Here is a 15312-nt window from a genome sequence, read left to right as displayed (position 1 = left end):
CGTTACAGCGTTACTCTATGAATAAAAAGAGTATTTTTTTACTGCGGGGAAATAATAAACAACTTTTCGCAAACTTTAAAACGAGTTAAAGTATGTCATATGCATTAAAAAAACTAATGGATTTGTAACCTTATTTTCACAAAGTTGAATTATTCTGATGCACCGAAGATTACCCCCACTAAATGCGCTCAAGGCCTTTGAAGCCGCGGCCCGACATCTGAGCTTCACGCGTGCGGCTGATGAGCTTTTTGTTACTCAGGCCGCGGTAAGTCACCAGATAAAAGCGCTTGAAGATTACTTATCCATGAAACTCTTCCTCAGGCGTAATCGCACCTTACTGTTGACGGAAGAGGGGCAGGCTTATTTTCTCGAACTCAAAGATATTTTTAAAAATCTGCAGGAAGCCACTGAAAAACTGCTGGCGAAGGGCTCTAAAGGTGCGGTTACCGTAGCCATGCCTCCCAGCTTTGCCAGCCAGTGGCTGGTTCCCCGTATCAGCAAGTTCAGTCTGGCTCATCCTGACATCGACGTACGAATAAAAGCGGTAGACTTTGATGAGGGCTTTTTAGATGATGATGTGGATGTGGCTATTTACTACGGTAAAGGCCGCTGGAGTGGGGTGAGCGCAGATAAACTGCATACTGAGTTCCTCACGCCGTTGTGCTCGCCGCTTTTGTTCAGTGGCCCTAAACCGCTAAACCAGTTATCCGATCTAAAACATCATGTTTTGTTGCATGACTCCAGTCGCGCCGCATGGAAAGACTGGTTAAAACATGTGGGTGTGCATGGGGTCAATGTAAATCAAGGGCCGGTGTTCAGTCATTCCATGCTGGTTTTACAAGCCGCGGCCCTGGGGCAGGGTATCGCGCTGGGTAATACCGTGCTCGCGCGTCCTGAGCTCGATGCAGGACGTCTGGTCATTCCCTTTGAAGAAAAAGTAGAAAGTCGTGATGCGTTTTATCTGGTGTGTGATCAGGCGCAGGCAGAGCTCGGCAAAATAGCGGCATTCCGGAGCTGGGTGTTGACCCAGGTAGAGGAAGAGCAAGATGTCCTATAGCCTGGAGCTGAAATCAGCACGCCACAGCGCCAGCGCCCGAATGATCATTGCGCACGGCGCCGGGGCAGGGAAATCCTCAGCGTTTATGCAAGATTTGGCGAACGGCTTGTCAGAGATGAATATAGAAGTCTTGCTGTTTGATTTTCCCTACATGCAGCTTATTGAGCAAACTGAAAAGCGCCGTCCGCCCGACCGCATGCCGGTGCTGGAAGCTCACTACCGCGAAATCGTTGAACAAAGTAAGCTGGATCGCAGCACCCTTCCCACGTTTATCGGGGGCAAATCCATGGGGGGAAGAGTTGCATCGATGATTGCTGAACAATGCGCTGTGCAGGGTATCATTGTGTATGGTTATCCATTTCATCCGCCAGGTAAACCAGAGAAAACGCGTACCGCGCATCTTGCGAACCTGCAGACCCCATTGTTGATACTTCAGGGCGAGCGTGATCCTTTTGGCACCGCAGATGAAATTAAACACTATTCGTTAAGTCCAGCCATCCATACCTCGATATTGACCGACGGTGAACATAGTTTTAAGCCACGAAAAGCCAGTGGTCTGACTCAACAGGACAATATTCAATCAGCCATTGAGCAAACTGTTCAATTTATAAAAGAGTGGAGTAAATGAGATTATTTTTTGTAGCAGGGACACTAAGTGCATTTTTAGCGGTAGTGTTAGGCGCATTCGCAGCTCACGAATTAAAGGATTCGTTAAGTGCTGATGGGTTAAAAGTATTTGAGACCGGTGTGCGTTATCAGATGTACCATGCGCTGGCGATGCTGCTGTTACCCGCACTCTCTGCCTTTGGTCATCACCGTTGGCTTAAGCGTGCAGGCTGGGGCTTTCTGCTGGGCAGCTTTTTGTTCAGTGGTAGCTTGTATATGCTGGCGACAACCAACCAGCCCATATTCGGACCGATAACGCCAATTGGCGGGGTCGCGTTTATTCTTGGCTGGCTATGCATGTTTGCCGCCAGCTTGCGTGGTTTTAATAATGACTAGTTTACTTGCGTATTGCCGCAGCGGCTATGAAGCGGATACAGCTAAAGAGCTCGCTGACTTGACAGCACAGCATAATGTGTTCGGTTACCCACTATTCAAACCGAATCAGGGCTTTGTCGAGTTTCCCTTGTATGAGCCGCCATCTGAAGCGATCAAAGCTAAACAATTTGAGCTTAAAAAAACGGTATTCCCACGCCAGTTAAGTTGGGTGTTTGCACAGCTCTCTGAACTGGAGTCGAGCGATAGAATTTCACCTATTCTGGAGGCGGTGGCAGCGCAGGCGGTTAAATTTGGCGCGGTATGGGTTGAGTACCCAGACACTGATGACGGCAAAGAGCTGGCAAAATTCTGTCGCAAATTTGCCGTACCGTTACGCCAGGCGTTACGCAAACAGGATTATCTGAGCAAAAAAGAAGCGCTGAAGCAGCCTGTGCTGCACGTGTTTTTTACTGCGTTTACAACCTGCAAATTAGCCATCAGTTACCCGCAAACACGCAGTCCATTTGAATTAGGTGTGTGTCGCCTTAAGTTTCCCGCTAGTGCACCCAGTCGCTCAACATTAAAGCTGGAAGAAGCTATCCTAACCATGTTAGATGAACGCGAACGCCAATACGTGTTCAGGCCGGGAGCGCGTGCGGTTGACCTTGGTGCCTGTCCCGGTGGCTGGACATATCAGTTGGTCACTCGCGAAATGTACGTGGAAGCGGTAGATAATGGAGCGATTGATGAAGCGCTGATGGCCACCGGTCAGGTAGCACATTTTGCCGAAGACGGTTTTACCTATAAACCACAACAGCAAAAAGTGGACCTGCTGGTTTGTGATATGATTGAACAACCCGACCGGGTTGCAAAATTAATGGGTGACTGGCTAGTGACGGACCGCGCTCTTCACGCTATATTTAACTTGAAACTTCCAATGAAGCAGCGTTACGAAACAGTTTCAATGGCGTTGTTGTCCCTAAAAGCACGGTTAGCAAAATTAAACGACTCATTTAGCATGACTGCCAGACACCTTTATCACGATCGTGACGAGGTTACGGTAACGGTTATCCGTCAAAGTCAGTATTTTTAAAAAATCAGTAAATTTAATTTATTTTGCTTAACGTTATGATTTTTATATAGTTATTATATTGTTGCGGCGGTTTTTGCGCGCAGAAATTAACCTTTCTGCGGAAAAAGGTATAAAAGTAGTAGCAAGATCCTTTATAATCCCGCCGTTTTTTTACACTGAACCAACGAAAGTGAACCAATGGCAGACTTATCTCATTACAGAAACATAGGTATTTTCGCTCACGTAGACGCGGGCAAAACTACCACTACAGAACGTATTTTGAAGCTTACCGGTAAAATCCATAAAACTGGTGAGGTACACGACGGTGAGTCAACAACTGACTTCATGGAGCAAGAAGCTGAGCGTGGTATTACCATTCAGTCAGCTGCAGTTAGCTGCTTCTGGAAGGATCACCGTTTAAACGTAATTGACACTCCCGGACACGTTGACTTTACCGTAGAAGTATACCGCTCTTTGAAAGTACTTGATGGCGGTATTGGCGTTTTCTGTGGATCGGGTGGTGTTGAACCACAATCAGAAACTAACTGGCGTTACGCTAACGAATCAGAAGTTTCGCGCATCATTTTCGTCAACAAGCTTGACCGTATGGGTGCGGATTTTTATCGTGTAGTTGGCCAGGTGAAGAAAGTACTTGGTGCGACGCCACTTGTTATGACACTGCCTATCGGCATTGAAGACGAATTCTCAGGTGTTGTAGACGTACTGACTAAACAGGCGTACGTTTGGGATGACACAGGCCTGCCTGAGAACTACTCGATTCAAGACGTACCTGCAGACATGGTTGATAAAGTCAACGAATACCATGAAGCGCTGGTCGAAACTGCGGTAGAACAAGATGACGAATTAATGATGGCTTACATGGATGGCGAAGAACCATCGATTGAAGACCTTAAGCGTTGTATCCGCAAAGGTACCCGTGATCTTGCTTTCTTCCCAACATTCTGTGGCTCGGCGTTTAAAAACAAAGGTATGCAACTTGTATTGGATGCCGTTGTTGATTATTTGCCAGCTCCAACAGAAGTTGAACCTCAGCCGCTTACTGACGAAGAAGGTAACGAAACAGGTGAAGTTGCTACCGTTTCAGTTGACGAGCCATTAAAAGCGTTAGCATTCAAAATTATGGATGACCGCTTTGGTGCCCTTACGTTTGTGCGCATTTACTCTGGCAAGCTGAACAAAGGTGACACCATCTTGAATTCAGCCACAGGTAAAACTGAGCGTGTTGGCCGAATGGTAGAAATGCAGGCTGATGAGCGTAATGAACTGACTTCAGCACACGCTGGTGACATCATTGCCATCGTCGGTATGAAGAACGTACAGACTGGTCACACCCTGTGTGACGTGAAGCACCCTTGTACGCTTGAAGCAATGGTTTTCCCTGAGCCGGTAATCTCGATTGCTGTAGCACCTAAAGATAAAGGTGGCTCTGAGAAAATGGGTATCGCAATCGGTAAAATGGTTGCAGAAGATCCGTCTTTCCGCGTAGAAACTGATGAAGATTCAGGTGAGACTATCCTTAAAGGGATGGGTGAACTTCACTTAGACATCAAAGTGGATATTCTTAAGCGTACCTACGGCGTAGAACTTATCGTAGGTCAGCCTCAGGTTGCGTACCGTGAAACGATCACGCAGCAAGTTGAAGACAGCTACACGCACAAGAAGCAATCTGGTGGTTCTGGTCAGTTCGGTAAAATTGATTACCGTATCCGTCCTGGCGAACAGAATTCTGGCTTTACGTTCAAGTCAACCGTTGTTGGTGGTAACGTTCCTAAAGAATTCTTCCCAGCCATCGAAAAAGGTTTCAAGAGCATGATGGAAGTGGGTCCTGTTGCAGGCTATCCGGTTCTTGACGTTGAAGTTGAACTGTATGACGGTGCTTTCCACGCCGTTGACTCGTCAGCTATCGCGTTTGAAATCGCTGCGAAAGGTGCATTCCGTCAATCTATGCCAAAAGCGGGTCCTCAATTACTTGAGCCGATCATGAAAGTTGACGTGTTTACCCCGGAAGATCACGTTGGTGATGTTATCGGTGACCTTAACCGTCGTCGCGGCATGATCAAAGATCAGGAAGCAGGTGTAACAGGTGTGCGTATTAAAGCTGACGTACCACTGTCAGAAATGTTCGGTTACATCGGCCATCTGCGTACAATGACATCAGGTCGTGGTCAATTCTCTATGGAATTCAGCCACTACAGCTCATGTCCACAAAACGTAGCTGACAAAGTAATTGAAGAAGTGAAAGCTCGTAAAGAGAAAAAGTAGTAGTACACTTTTTCCAAGATGCCAAGCCCGCTCATTGTAGCGGGCTTTTTTTTACCTGATCTAAAGCTGGACTTGGATGAATGCTGTGCGTGTAAGATACTGCTGACAACTCGCGATGATACGCACTCCACTCATGGCGGAACCTTTAAATCTCAATCATCCGTGGTGAAGGCAGCTTTGATTATTGAATTATTCAATACCAGTACGACACTGTTCAACCATCTCCTTCTGAACGTCGCAGCCACCCTGCTGTTTGAAGGAGGGCTATTAATTGTTGTGTGTTTCTTATGGTGGCGATGCAGTCTGTTTCACTCATTACTTACACTACAAACGCGCTGCAAAAACCAGGTTATCATTATACGCCCAGTGTGTTTGAGCGATGCGGGTGAATATAGAGCCGTCGCTATATCTGTAAGCATGGTAACTACCATTGTTTGTCATCAACATGCCGTAAGCTTTAAATCCGGACCTTTCACTGTCATTACCCTCGTCGTGCCCGCCGATTGGGTGGCGAAACTGGCTAAAAAGGCTAAAAAAGTTTTCCCCATGGCTCAGGTAGTGGATGAGCGCTGCCTGATAATGGCAGTTAAATGATTCGGTTTACCATTGATTTTTCAGTTTTCGTTGTAGCGTATTAACCTCTTTGCGCATCTTTAGGTGTTCTCGCTTACGCGTTTTATCCTTCGTTGCCGCCGCTTGATACTGCTGTGCAACAAAACAGTGAGTAACAACGCGGAAGTGCAAATTAGCCGGCGCAGTGAGATGTTTTTCGGCCTGCGCTAAAAAAGCCAGAGGCGGTTGATTATGACGCTCTATTCCTGTCGCACTGCTCACTAAGCTAACCGCTTTTAAATAGTAGCGAGTACACGGGTCAATCGTTTTGCTGCTCCATCGAGGAATAAAATAGAGCGCAAGTAAGCAGCTTATGGCGACTAAGCAGCCTAAGATTAACAGGGTCATATTAAGTGGGGTAATGTTACCTAGAAGTAAGGTAAACAGATTTTGTTGCTGACGATTGTCGAAGCCGAGGACCCACCGACTCCAGAAATAATTTAAATTGGCAAACATCAAACTGATTTCTCTTACCACACCAGTCTTTCCAAAATCAGAGAAAAGCGTGTACTGCGCTAACTCGCCTGTTGCATCCAGCGTATTTCTCAACCCGGCATTGATTCTGGATGGCGCCACCACGGCGGTGGGGTCAAAGCGTGTCCAGCCTTCGTCACTGACGATTGCTTCTACCCAGGCGTGGGCGTCGTACTGATAAACACTGATGACCTTGTCTTTCAAGCGCTCGCCGCCCTGATAACCGGTTACCATGCGTGCCGGAATACCAGCCAGTCTGAGTACATAAGCCATAGCACTGGCGTAATGGGAACAAAATCCGGCCCTTTCATCGAACAAAAAGGTATCAGCAAAGTTTTCACGCATCGGCGGCGGAGACAAAGTATAAATAAAAGGTTGTTGGCCAAAATAGGCTAAAACCGCTTCAATAAATTGCTGATTATCCGGGTAAGTGCTGCGCAAATCCGCTACCCAACTAATCGTCCGTTCGTTACCCTTTTTAGGAACCATCAAATTTAGCTGACGTTCCAAGTCTAAATTGGGCGAGGGCAGGGGAGAAAGTGGAAAAGAGCGTACATTATATGCGCGTTTGCTCATTAATGGCTGATTGGCAATCAGCTGATAGTCTCTGGATGACCAAATCTGATTTTTATCAGTGCTGGTGGCAGGAACTGCTATATCAATTGCATACAACCAGGGGCGGCCACTGGCTTCTGCGATTATCTGATAATCGTAACTGCTTGTGAGTAATGCGGGTAAAAAGCGATTGTTGACTCGTTGGTTACGTTGCCGAAAGCGCTCTCGGTGCGGGCTGATTTGCCATGTTTTACCATCGAACTCTTCGAGCGTCATTGCTCGCCAGTATCTTTCACTGCGTACTGGAACTCTGCCTTCAAAGGTTGCGTGGAATACCAGTTCATCAGATTGACTCAAATTGGCAATATCGCCGGGCGTGACTCGTTCAGACAATCCTGTTTTAGTTGACTGGCTGGTGGGCATTTTCCACAGCGGTCCTAAATGGGGTAGCAGTAAAAATAAAATAATGGCAATGGGGGAGGCCTGTAAAAGTTGATAACTGATTACCTTGGTCCGCTTTTTCCAGTAGAGTTGCGGAGAATAAAAGCTGATCAGCGCAAATAGTAAAAACAGTAAGGTAGCGAAATAAAACAGCGCGCTTAGTATGCCCTGTTGAAAGATAAAGCCGACGCCAATCAGAAACAGCCCACAGGCGAACAATTGTAAAAAATCTCTTCGTTTGCTTAACGTTATTAATTTCAACGAACAGGCAACAACCAGCAGATTTATCATTGAAAATAGCAGGCCCAGATTAAGGCTAAACCAGGCCAGAGCCAGTGAAGACAGCACGGCCAGCAGATTTATAGTGCGCTGATTGGGTGCATTCTGATACCAGCCCAGGTAGAGTGAAATGCGCACAAACAGGGTACACAGTGTGAGCAAAATGACCCACACCATGAGCGGTTCAAGTAAGCTAAGTGACAATACACTGATAAGCACCGCAATGCATAAGCTGGCGGTGTGGCCTGCAATGGGAAGGCGACCTGCAGTCATAATGGGAGTTCTCTTGCGGGGTAACGCGCCAATGCTGACAAGCAACGATGCTTATGTTGCTCTCCCTGCCCGGGTTCGATCACCGCATCGCCCAGGGTTAAACCAAATTGCAGGTTTTTTTCAGTTAGCTTGATAATCTGGTAGCACAAGCGGCTAAGTTCCAGCTCCAGATCCTGACACGGTAGAGGAAGGATGAGAAAACCGGCTTCAGACTGTTGATGACTGAACGACTTACTTACCCAGTCACCCCCCTTGGCAACGCTTTTCCAGGCAACCCGATGCAGCGGCTCACCCTGTTGATAAGGGCGTAGCGCATAAAAGTCATCGTGACCTTCTTGCTCGGTGGAGGCGCGTTCTCCTGCACCTGCTTTATACTGCAATTTAACGGCACAGGTGTGTGGGGCAGGATAAACAATAACCTGCTGGGCTAAATTCAAGTGCGTCCAGCAGCGGTAAAGTCCCAGCGGATATTCACTGAACAGGGTCACTCGGGGTAAGGGATGAACCCCTCTTGCTGGAGTAAAATAAGGCAGACACAGTTGAGTTGTCTTCGCGTCTAAATCTACGCTGTGCACATTGTTGTCTTTCCACCAACCGGCATTGATTATGCCGTGGGCTGAACGATTATCATCATTAGGCAAAAGGTGGATCGTCAACGAGGCATGTCCTTGTGCAAACACAGCCTGAATTGGCTGCGCCTTTATTTGCAGGCGGGCAAAGTTTAAATAACTGAAAAATAGATTTAGCAGGAACAGGCCTAGTAAAAAATCAAACAATAACAACATCAGATTGTTCTGGTAGTTGGTGCCTAAAATAAACAGACCTGCGCAGGTAATGAGAAAGCCCAGCCCGAACCAGGTAGGAAATATAAAGATAGAGCGCACGTTCAGCTTTTGCTTTGCTGAGGCGGGAATACGCTTGCTGAGCCAGTGATTAACCCGGTTATCCCAGATGTGCTTTACGTTACTTAGCATGCTGTTGACCTAGGCTGCTAGGGGGTCGACACTTTCCAATAAGCGTTCACTCAAAACCTTCTGTTCTTGCGGATCATCACGTTCAGAGCGTAAGCGATGTTCGGCCACTGCCACAAAAACTGCCTGTACGTCTTCGGGTACCACAAAGTCCCGTTCATGCAAATACGCCCAGGCTTTCGCTGATTGCAGTAAAGCCTTACTCGCGCGTGGAGAGAGCGGATTTGGGTAAATACCTTCTTCACGGCTTTGCGTTACCAGGCGTAAAATATAGCTGATAACATTATCACTGCAGTGAACCCGGTTAACGTCTTGTTGATAGGCCAGCAGATCAGCAGAAGAAATGACTTCGTTCATGGCGAAAGATTGTCGGTTGCCCCCTGCCTGAAGCATGGCTTTCTCCGCGTCCCAGCTAGGATAGCCAAGTGATATGCGCATAAGAAACCGGTCCAGTTGAGATTCTGGCAGAGGGTAGGTGCCTGATTGATAACTCGGGTTTTGGGTGCCGATAACAAAAAACGGATCAGGCAGCGAGTACGTCGTGCCATCGACGCTGATTTGGTGTTCCTCCATAGCTTCTAATAAAGCGCTCTGCGTTTTAGGACTGGCCCGGTTGATTTCATCGGCTAACACCAGTTGATTAAACAGCGGACCGGGTTTAAACGAAAACTCGTGACGCTGACTGTCAAAAATGTTCACCCCCAGCATATCGGCAGGTAACAGATCGGAAGTAAACTGAATTCGCGAAAAATCTAGCCCAAACGCGTTCGCCAAACCATGTGAAAGCGTTGTTTTGCCCATTCCGGGCAAGTCCTCAATAAGTAAGTGGCCATTAGCGATCAAACAGGTAATGGCCAGTTTGATTTGCTCTTGTTTACCAATAATATGCTGACCCAAAGCTTTTACTACTGCGTGAAAACGCGCGTTCATATTCATGTCCAGACATCAACTCCAATTGGTCACATCCTAGCAAGTTGTTTGCAAGAATAGGTGAGTGCACTAATACCTGAGTATAGGGTATGCCCACTGTAAATGATGAAAATCCAACGCAGTATCTCGCCAACCCACTGACAGTGTTAGCTTAAGGTTGCTAATTTGCACACGGTAAACCCATCAATTTAGCCTTGCTGAATAGGCACCCACTTCCGTTTAAATTAGCGATGAACTACCCTTTGTGTGAAATTGATTGTTTTAACTACTGCAGCATTTTTTCAGGTTGTCTATAATGGGGCGTTCTCAATAGGAAGTATTTATGAAAACAATTGATATTGATGATGATTTGTACGCATTTATCGCAGCCCAGACTAAACATATCGGTGAAAGTGCGTCAGATATTTTACGTCGCCTGCTCATGCCGGAAACACCCGCTCCCGTGCATAAAGATATAGCGGCTAAACCTGCGCTAAAGGTTGAGCAAACTCGACATGAAGCACCTACCAAAGCAGACGGTGACAGTGTCGACAGTACTGACGTGCTGGATACAATTTCTACCACTGCGTTGGCCAGATTCACCAAGCGCGTCGACCAGTTTTTATTTGTGTTAGCACAACTGTTTCAGCATCACGGCGACGACTTTGCAAAAGTAGAACAGATTCGGGGCAAAAACAGAATCTACTTTGCCCGCAGTAAAGAGGCATTATTGGAAAATGGTTCTAGTACTAATCCGAAGCCTATCCCTGATAGTCCGTTTTGGGTGGTAACCAATAATAACTCAGCGAAAAAAGTAGCCATGTTAAAGGAAGTGTTAGAAACACTGGGCTACGCTCATCAGGAAATTGATGAAATAATTGGTCGCTTTGCGCCGGAAACCGTAGACAAGTAACTCAAAAACGCATTAAGGGAAGTGAGATGGCATTACACGAAAAGGCCGGGCAACCAGCCGCACCAGAACAACTGATTAATGTCGCTGAACTGGTAAGTCAATACTATACCTTGACGCCTGATGCGTCTGCTCCTGAGCAAGCGGTAAGTTTTGGAACCTCTGGTCATCGCGGTAGTGCAGCCAATCGTACCTTTAATGAAATGCACATTGCGGCTATCTGCCAGGCGTTAGCTGAGTATCGCCACGCAGAAGACATTAACGGCCCATTATTTATTGGTAAGGACACCCATGCGTTGTCTGAACCCGCCATGCTCACCGCCATTCAGGTGTTGGCAGCGAACGAGGTTGATGTTGTCATTCAATTGAAGGATAACGCCAGTCAGGGTTTTACCCCAACCCCGGTGATCTCGCGCACCATAATTCGCCACAATCTTACTGCTGACCATGCCACAGCAGATGGTGTGGTGATCACACCTTCGCACAATCCACCGGAAGATGGGGGCTTTAAATATAACCCTCCGCATGGCGGCCCTGCAGACAGTGAAGTGACAAACCAGATTCAGGCCAGAGCTAATGCGCTGATGGCTGAGCAGAATAAAAATGTGAAAATGTTGTCGTTACAACAAGCCTGGTTATCAGGGCGGGTTAAGGAAGATGACTTTATGGACCCCTACATCGATGACCTGGCGAAAGTCATCGATATGCAGGCAATCGCAGACGCCGGCCTCAAATTAGGCACTGATCCTTTGGGTGGCGCGGGAGTGGGCTACTGGGAGCGTATCGCTGAAAAATACGGTCTCGATATTACGGTCGTGAATAAAAACGTTGATCAACGATTTGCCTTTATGCGCCGCGATAAAGACGGCAAGTTGCGCATGGACTGTTCCTCTGCTTATGCCATGGCAGGGTTGATAGAACTTAAAGATAAGTTTGATCTTGCCTGGGGTAACGACCCAGATTTTGACCGCCACGGTATTGTCTGTAAAAGTGTCGGTTTGATGAATCCCAATCATTATCTGGCAGTGGCGATTGATTATTTATATCGCCATCGCAAACAATGGCCAGTGACCTTGAAAGTGGGTAAAACGCTGGTTTCAAGCAGCATGGTTAATCGTGTGGTCGCGCGATTGGATAGACAGCTGGCCGAAATGCCAGTGGGCTTTAAGTGGTTTGTACAAGGGCTGGCAAAATGTGACATTGGTTTCGCCGGTGAAGAAAGTGCAGGTGGCATTTTTCTGCAACGGGATGGCGATACGTGGGCAACCGATAAAGATGGTTTTATCATGTGCTTACTTGCCGCTGAAATTCTAGCGGTAACCGGTAGCGATCCTGGATTGCACTACCAGGCGTTAACCGCGCACTTCGGCGAACCGGTCTATTTTAGAAAAGATGTCGCGGCGACATTGGAGCAAAAAAACAAACTCTCAGCCATGGATGCAACTGTTATTAAAGATAAACAGCTAGCGGGAGAAGCAATAATGACGGTGCAAACGCACGCACCCGGTAATAACGCCGCCATTGGTGGCGTAAAGGTAGTTACAGAAAATGGCTGGTTTGCAGCAAGGCCATCGGGAACCGAGCAAATATACAAAATATATGCGGAAAGCTTCAAGGGCCAGGACCACTTGCAATTACTGTTAGACGAGGCGCAAAAGTTAGTCGACAGTATTATCCATTAGGGATTTGTAACAAATTTACATCACTTATGTTAATGAGAAGTTAAAAATTGAGGTTTTGCATACGTTTTCATGCAAAAAAATGCGAATTTTAACTTTTCATTAACACATTTTGTGCGTAAACGCTGCTATATTGATTTTCATTGACCAGATTTCGTAACTAAATTACCACTTTCACGATGGTAACTAACACGGTGAGAATCATTTCATGAGTCGTAAAGCAAAAGCTCCATCAAAAATAGCCGAAAATGCCAATGACAAAAATGTCTTCAAAGATGCGGTCATCCGTCATCTTCATTGCACCTTAGGCACAGACGAAAACAAAGCCAACAACCATGCGTGGTGGAAAGCCACTTGTTCGGCTATTCAGGAAAATGTCCTGGAAGGCTTACGTAAAACGCAAAAAACCCACTACCTCAACGATACCCGTGCAGTACATTATCTGTCTGCAGAATTTTTAATGGGGCGTTTACTGTCCAACAATATGCACAACCTGGGCTTGTTTAATACTGCACAGGAAGCGTTAAAGGAATTGGGGGTCGAACTTACCGATATCATGGAAGAAGAACCAGATATGGCGCTGGGCAACGGCGGTCTGGGTCGTCTGGCCGCGTGTTTTATTGATTCTCTGGCAACCATGGAACTACCCGCCATTGGTTATGGTATACATTACGAGCATGGTTTGTTCCGACAGGAAATCAAAAGTGGCGCGCAGATCGAACGTCCTGACAGCTGGCGTGATTACGGTAATCCATGGGAAATTTGTCGGCCTGAATCTATTCAGGAAGTATCGCTATATGGTTATGTAGAAACTAAGTACGGCGAAAACGGACGAATTCAAAAAGAATGGCACCCGGGTCTTACAGTTAAAGGCGTACCATGGGATATTCCCGTGGTAGGTTATCAAGGCAAAACCGTTAATGTGTTGCGTTTGTGGCAGAGTGAAGCGTCAGATTACTTCAACTGGGACGTATTCAATGCGGGTGGTTATGTGGATGCGCAACGGGAAAATGTGCATGCAGAAACCATATCCAAAGTGCTTTATCCCAATGACGAAACCGAAGCAGGTAAAGAGCTGCGTCTTATCCAGCAATACTTTTTCTGCTCCTGTTCACTGAAAGATATCATTCGCCGCTACAAACGTGCTCACGGCGATGACTGGAGCCGGTTTGTTGAGCAGGTAGTGATTCAGCTTAACGACACTCACCCCGCTATCGCCATTCCTGAATTAATGCGCATCTTAGTAGATCGCGCAGAGCTGGACTGGGAAAAAGCGTGGAATATCTCTACTCAGGTATTTGCTTATACTAACCATACCTTATTGCCTGAAGCCCTTGAAAAATGGCCTGCACGAATGATCGAAAAGATTCTGCCGCGCCACTTGGAAATCATCTACGAAATCAATCATCGCTTTATGGATTTGGTTGATAAAAAGTGGCCCGGAGACAATGAAAAGAAAGCCAAACTTTCAATCATTGAGGAAGGCAGCGAAAAAATGGTTCGCATGGGTAACTTGTCCGTTATTGGCTCGTTTGCGGTAAACGGGGTGGCAGAAATTCACTCCCGTTTGGTCAAACAGAATCTGTTTCCTGAATTTGAAGCACTGTGGCCGGGTAAGATTACCAATGTAACTAACGGCATTACACCTCGTCGCTGGTTAAAAGCCTGTAATCCTGCCTTGTCGGCGCTAATTGACAAAAAGGTTGGCGACGATTGGCCGCTGCATTTGAAAAAGCTGGAAGGGCTGGAAAAGCACGCCAACAATAAGACGTTCCAGAAACAGTTTATGCAGGTCAAACAAGCAAATAAACAGTTGCTTGCCAACGAAATAAAGCAGACCCTGGATATTGATGTCGATGTGAATGCGATTTTTGACGTACAAATAAAGCGTCTGCACGAATATAAACGCCAGCATTTAAATTTGCTTCACATCATGGCGCTGTATCGTCGTATTCTGGAAAATCCGGATTACGATATGCACCCGCGTGTGTTCATTTTTGGCGCCAAAGCTGCGCCAGGATACCGATTAGCCAAAGATATTATTTACGCCATCAATATGGTGGGTAATAAAATCAACAACGACCCACGGGTGAAAAACAAAATTAAAGTGGTATTTTTACCTAACTATCGTGTGTCACTGGCTGAAAAGATGATCCCCGCCTCCGATGTATCTGAGCAAATCAGTACAGCGGGCAAAGAGGCGTCCGGTACAGGTAATATGAAGCTGGCGCTAAATGGTGCCTTAACTATCGGCACGCTGGATGGTGCAAACATTGAAATTGCGGAAGAAGTTGGCGATGACAACATCTTTATTTTCGGTATGACCGTGGAAGAAGTTGAAGCCTTAAAAGCGAAAGGTTACAACCCGCACGATTACTACTATCGCGATGCTGAAATTAAAGCCATCCTCGATTGGCTCGAAACCGATTACTTCACCCCTGGAAAACCTGGTGCACTGGTATCAATCAAGCAAAGTCTGCTGGAACAGGGCGATGCTTACATGGTACTGGCAGATTACCGTGCTTATTCTGATGCTCAGGCCAAAGTGGATGAAGCGTACCGGGACAAGGAGCGCTGGGCGAAAATGGCCATCATCAACACCGCGAAAATGGGTAAATTTACTTCTGACCGCTCAATTCAGGATTACGTTGATAAGATATGGAAGCTGCGTGCTTGTGAAGTGAAGTAGAACTAAAATAAGGCGTTGGGAGGCATCTCCCAGCGCCTTTCTTACACTCATCGTTTACTTTTTCGATAACAAATTCCCTTTACCCTCTGCGTTAATCCTTCTAGAATCCCTTCGCCGACTTTGTAGT

The 15312-nt window shown here is 46.6% G+C and carries 12 protein-coding genes; 9 read left to right on the top strand and 3 right to left on the bottom strand.

Annotated features, from left to right (window positions below; all coding sequences use genetic code 11):
- The first annotated feature begins 157 nt into the window (after positions 1-157).
- The 6 genes from HCJ96_RS02015 (at position 158) to HCJ96_RS01990 (ending at position 5987) form a co-directional block, all read left to right on the top strand.
- Positions 158-1057 carry a transcriptional regulator GcvA gene (locus tag HCJ96_RS02015; RefSeq protein ID WP_169209347.1) on the top strand — a complete coding sequence of 300 codons (900 nt, stop codon included), beginning with the start codon at positions 158-160 and terminating at the stop codon, positions 1055-1057.
- Positions 1047-1685, top strand: a complete 639-nt coding sequence (locus HCJ96_RS02010; RefSeq protein WP_169209346.1) for an alpha/beta family hydrolase — start codon at positions 1047-1049, stop codon at positions 1683-1685. The genes HCJ96_RS02015 and HCJ96_RS02010 overlap by 11 nt, the downstream gene beginning before the upstream one ends.
- Positions 1682-2059 (top strand): DUF423 domain-containing protein, encoded by a 378-nt coding sequence (locus HCJ96_RS02005; protein ID WP_169209345.1) that lies wholly within the window; start codon positions 1682-1684, stop codon positions 2057-2059. Before HCJ96_RS02010 ends, HCJ96_RS02005 begins: the two co-directional genes overlap by 4 nt.
- Complete coding sequence (rlmM, locus tag HCJ96_RS02000) at positions 2052-3131, top strand: 23S rRNA (cytidine(2498)-2'-O)-methyltransferase RlmM (protein ID WP_169209344.1); 1080 nt, start codon at positions 2052-2054, stop codon at positions 3129-3131. The genes HCJ96_RS02005 and rlmM overlap by 8 nt, the downstream gene beginning before the upstream one ends.
- A gap of 177 nt (positions 3132-3308) precedes the next feature.
- The gene (fusA, locus tag HCJ96_RS01995; RefSeq protein WP_169209343.1) at positions 3309-5393 is read left to right on the top strand and encodes an elongation factor G; all 2085 of its coding nucleotides are present in this window, start codon (positions 3309-3311) and stop codon (positions 5391-5393) included.
- 18 nt (positions 5394-5411) lie between these two features.
- A complete protein-coding gene (locus HCJ96_RS01990; RefSeq protein WP_169209342.1) occupies positions 5412-5987 on the top strand; it encodes a hypothetical protein in 576 nt (191 codons plus the stop codon).
- 6 nt (positions 5988-5993) lie between these two features.
- Here the strand turns inward: HCJ96_RS01990 and HCJ96_RS01985 are convergent, their stop codons facing one another.
- The 3 genes from HCJ96_RS01985 to HCJ96_RS01975 are packed head-to-tail and all read right to left on the bottom strand — an operon-like array spanning position 5994 to position 9928.
- Positions 5994-8027, bottom strand: coding sequence for a transglutaminase TgpA family protein (locus HCJ96_RS01985; protein WP_169209341.1), 2034 nt, complete (start codon positions 8025-8027; stop codon positions 5994-5996).
- Positions 8024-9001 (bottom strand): DUF58 domain-containing protein, encoded by a 978-nt coding sequence (locus tag HCJ96_RS01980; RefSeq protein WP_169209340.1) that lies wholly within the window; start codon positions 8999-9001, stop codon positions 8024-8026. The genes HCJ96_RS01985 and HCJ96_RS01980 overlap by 4 nt, the downstream gene beginning before the upstream one ends.
- Before the next feature lie 9 nt (positions 9002-9010).
- The gene (locus HCJ96_RS01975) at positions 9011-9928 is read right to left on the bottom strand and encodes an AAA family ATPase (RefSeq protein WP_169209339.1); all 918 of its coding nucleotides are present in this window, start codon (positions 9926-9928) and stop codon (positions 9011-9013) included.
- Between the two features lie 322 nt (positions 9929-10250).
- Between HCJ96_RS01975 and seqA the strand changes: the two genes are divergently transcribed.
- From seqA to HCJ96_RS01960, 3 genes are all read left to right on the top strand, one after another.
- Entirely contained in the window at positions 10251-10820 is a 570-nt protein-coding gene (seqA, locus tag HCJ96_RS01970; RefSeq protein WP_169209338.1) for a replication initiation negative regulator SeqA, read from the top strand.
- A gap of 26 nt (positions 10821-10846) precedes the next feature.
- Positions 10847-12499, top strand: coding sequence for a phosphoglucomutase (alpha-D-glucose-1,6-bisphosphate-dependent) (gene pgm / locus HCJ96_RS01965; protein ID WP_169209337.1), 1653 nt, complete (start codon positions 10847-10849; stop codon positions 12497-12499).
- Positions 12500-12704: 205 nt separating this feature from the next.
- Positions 12705-15185, top strand: a complete 2481-nt coding sequence (locus HCJ96_RS01960) for a glycogen/starch/alpha-glucan phosphorylase (RefSeq protein ID WP_169209336.1) — start codon at positions 12705-12707, stop codon at positions 15183-15185.
- Positions 15186-15312: the final 127 nt, after the last annotated feature.

Origin of the sequence: Alteromonas ponticola, assembly GCF_012911815.1 — a bacterium.
GTDB classification, from domain to species: Bacteria; Pseudomonadota; Gammaproteobacteria; order Enterobacterales; family Alteromonadaceae; genus Alteromonas; species Alteromonas ponticola.
The sequence above is the reverse complement of the archived record's forward strand: the minus strand, read 5'-3'. Positions and strand labels throughout refer to the sequence as shown.

Bases quoted from the DNA above. Each gene is read 5' to 3' on its own strand.
- pgm (WP_169209337.1), top strand. From the start codon at position 10,847: ATGGCATTACACGAAAAGGCCGGGCAACCAGCCGCACCAGAACAACTG.
- seqA (WP_169209338.1), top strand. From the start codon at position 10,251: ATGAAAACAATTGATATTGATGATGATTTGTACGCATTTATCGCAGCC.
- HCJ96_RS01975 (WP_169209339.1), bottom strand. From the start codon at position 9,928: ATGAACGCGCGTTTTCACGCAGTAGTAAAAGCTTTGGGTCAGCATATT.
- HCJ96_RS02005 (WP_169209345.1), top strand. From the start codon at position 1,682: ATGAGATTATTTTTTGTAGCAGGGACACTAAGTGCATTTTTAGCGGTA.
- HCJ96_RS02015 (WP_169209347.1), top strand. From the start codon at position 158: ATGCACCGAAGATTACCCCCACTAAATGCGCTCAAGGCCTTTGAAGCC.
- HCJ96_RS01990 (WP_169209342.1), top strand. From the start codon at position 5,412: ATGCCAAGCCCGCTCATTGTAGCGGGCTTTTTTTTACCTGATCTAAAG.
- fusA (WP_169209343.1), top strand. From the start codon at position 3,309: ATGGCAGACTTATCTCATTACAGAAACATAGGTATTTTCGCTCACGTA.
- HCJ96_RS01960 (WP_169209336.1), top strand. From the start codon at position 12,705: ATGAGTCGTAAAGCAAAAGCTCCATCAAAAATAGCCGAAAATGCCAAT.
- HCJ96_RS02010 (WP_169209346.1), top strand. From the start codon at position 1,047: ATGTCCTATAGCCTGGAGCTGAAATCAGCACGCCACAGCGCCAGCGCC.
- HCJ96_RS01980 (WP_169209340.1), bottom strand. From the start codon at position 9,001: ATGCTAAGTAACGTAAAGCACATCTGGGATAACCGGGTTAATCACTGG.
- HCJ96_RS01985 (WP_169209341.1), bottom strand. From the start codon at position 8,027: ATGACTGCAGGTCGCCTTCCCATTGCAGGCCACACCGCCAGCTTATGC.
- rlmM (WP_169209344.1), top strand. From the start codon at position 2,052: ATGACTAGTTTACTTGCGTATTGCCGCAGCGGCTATGAAGCGGATACA.